The sequence below is a fragment of the Campylobacter concisus genome (genome assembly GCF_003049705.1).
Lineage (GTDB): Bacteria > Campylobacterota > Campylobacteria > Campylobacterales > Campylobacteraceae > Campylobacter_A > Campylobacter_A concisus_AR.
Genome location: NZ_PIRF01000011.1, coordinates 1 through 2,849 on the forward strand (window position 1 = coordinate 1; position 2,849 = coordinate 2,849).

The window sequence follows — 2,849 nt, forward strand, 5'->3', positions numbered from 1 at the left end:
CATGTTCTCCTTATTGTTTATATTATTTGAAATTTTGAATGAATTATATAAATTTTAGAAGAGCTTGTCTATTGTACTGGGGTACGATGTGAGTATTTACTGAATTAATAATTTTAAATTTGCTGATTAAATTTGAGTTTTAAGGTGATTAAATTAGAAATTTATAGAAATGAAAAAATATCCCAAAGGAATTTTCCTTTGGGATTAGTTAGTTAGATTTAAAATACGTGTACTTCGTCTTTAACTTCTAGAGTTACAGTATGTACACCCTCTGTATTAGTGTAGACTTTATAACCAGTAATGTTGGCACTAGTATCTTCAACCCAACCCTTACTTGTAAGACCAAGATTATCGCCTCTATCGCCGTCTATTCTTAGTTTGTTGTTATTATCGGTCATATCTAAAACATCTTTGGCCGATAGAGTTACATTATGATCGCCTTGGGTTAAATCTAGTTTTTCAAAATTTTTAACTCTGCTAAAATCTATACTGCCGTCGGCAATTTTTAGCGTATCGATGCCGGCTCCGCCGTCGATAGTAGAGCTGCCGTCTATGCTTGCGTTTTTACCGATAGAGACGGTGTCATCACCTTCGCCTGTATTTATTTTTGCTTTGGTTAAATTCGCTCCAGAATTTATATTTATCTCGTCATTGCCTTTGCCCATATCAACATTAGAGTTTATGATAGAGCCATCTACATTTAGAGTATCTTCTCCTCCGTGAGTTTGTATTTCGGCGTTTTTGACAGTAGCACCGGCTTTAACGTTTATGGTATCTTCTGAACTATAATAATCCCTATGATCTGATCTTATATAAGTTTTATGCTGGCCATAGAAAAGACTCGGATCTTGGTCGCCAAATACCGCGCCAGACTCTATATTTACTTCATTTTTACCCTTGTCTAGTCCGATCTCTGCTTCGCTAAACGTACCGCCTCTTACATTCACCGTATCATTACCGTCGCCGGTATAAATTCTTGTGCCGGTTAAATTTGCTCCGGCATTTATATTTACTTCGTCGTTACCGCCATCCATATTCACTTGAGAATCTTTAAGCGTAGCATTATCTATTGTTAAAGTATCAATGCCCTCGCCCATATCTGCTTTGACTGTTACTTTAGCTCCTCCGTGCATCTTTATCTCATCGTCTCCGCCGTGAGTTTGAAGATGATTGGTATTAGTATAAGTAAAGTCGCCCGCTATATCTATAACGTCTTTGTTTTGGCTACCCATAAGGCTCTTTACTCTAGCTTCGCCACTTTGATGGAAATTCATATATTGCTTGCCTAGAGATTGAGAAGCTTGTATCGTTACATCTTTTAGTACGGCGTTTCCGGTTATGTTTAGAGTAGCTTTATCTGTTGATTTACCGCCTTCAAACTGCAATGTAGTACCATCCAACTCGGCATTATCTTTGATTTCTATCTTATCATTCTCTCCAGCTCCGGTGTTAAAATTACCACCTTTAGCCTTAACGTTGCCGCCTATAGTTATAGTATCGCTACCTTGTTCCCCTTGAAGATACGTGTTATTTAAGATTGCATTGCCGCTTACTGTTATAGTATCGTCACCGCTTCCACTCTTGTTATATCCGCCGGTTAAATTTGCGTTTCCGGTTATTGTTATCTTGTCATTACCATTACCAGACGTAATATTAGTGTACTTAAGTTTCGCATCCTCGATTTTTACAGTATCTTTAGCTCCGCCAACCGCATTAGCATTAGCATCGCCAGTATCTATCTTTACGTTATCTAGAACGGTATTTGTACCTGAAATAGTTATCTCATCATTTCCCGGTCCATTTATAGGATCAAGCGTAGCTCCGCCGTCGCCTAGTATAGAGCCGCCGGTAAATTTAGTTCCATCGTTAATGAAAATTTTATCGTTTCCAGCTCCGCCAGATACTCCGCCTATACCTCTAGGACCGTTAAATTCCGCTCCGTTAATATATATCTCATCATCTCCGTCATCAGCCCAAACGGTAGCTTTATTGAATTGAATGCCACTTTCTAAATATACTTTATCGTTGCCTCGTCCAGTTGTAATGACTGAATTATCTTGGAATATAGTTCGGTCTTTTACAGTAACAATATCATCTCCGTTTTTCGTATATACATTAGAGTATTTACCTGGACTACTTTCCATAAATGTAGCGTTTGAAATAGTTATTACGTCATTATCGTCAGCTGCTGTATCGCTTCCTGTACTTAGCGTAGAGCCTTTAAATGTTATACGATCAGTAGAATTTAATTTACTGTCATTGATCTTTATCTTATCTTCACCTGCACCCATATCTACATTTACATTAGTGAGTGTTATACCGCTTTTTATATTTACAGTATCTGAGCCATCTTCGGTTGCAATATTTGATTGAGCCGTTGCGGTAATATTTGTATTTATGTTAACAGTATCGTTATCAGCTCCAGTATTTACAGTGCTGCCATTAAAAGATGTTGCATCGATATTAACCACATCTTCACCACCCTCGGTTACTATAATTGTGTTATTTACAGAAGATCCGTTAGGCAGTTCTACTCTATCTGCACTACTTCCGCTTGACATCCAGTCCACTGTGGCATTATTTAGAAATTTAACATCATCAGTTCCTACACCACTTTTTACCAAATTTATGTGAGTATCGTCTATGATTATATCATTGGTAGTATCCGATCCAAACACTTTTAAATTTGGATTAGGATTTACTATCTTTGCTACTGAGCCATCATCTGGATAGTTTGAAGCTTTTGCTGTGCTAGTTACCGCTAGGTCTTTAGCATCATCTTGACCAATAGCTAGTTTACCATCATTGCTTACATACCAACCGTCTTTATGTTGGAATGCACTAGGAGT

Annotated in this window: 1 protein-coding gene; it reads right to left on the reverse strand. The window is 37.7% G+C overall.

Annotation, left to right across the window (positions count from 1 at the left end; genetic code table 11):
* Window positions 1-218: 218 nt before the first annotated feature.
* Window positions 219-2,849: beta strand repeat-containing protein (locus CVT05_RS09230; protein WP_159071224.1), on the reverse strand; the 2,631-nt coding region annotated here is incomplete at its 5' end.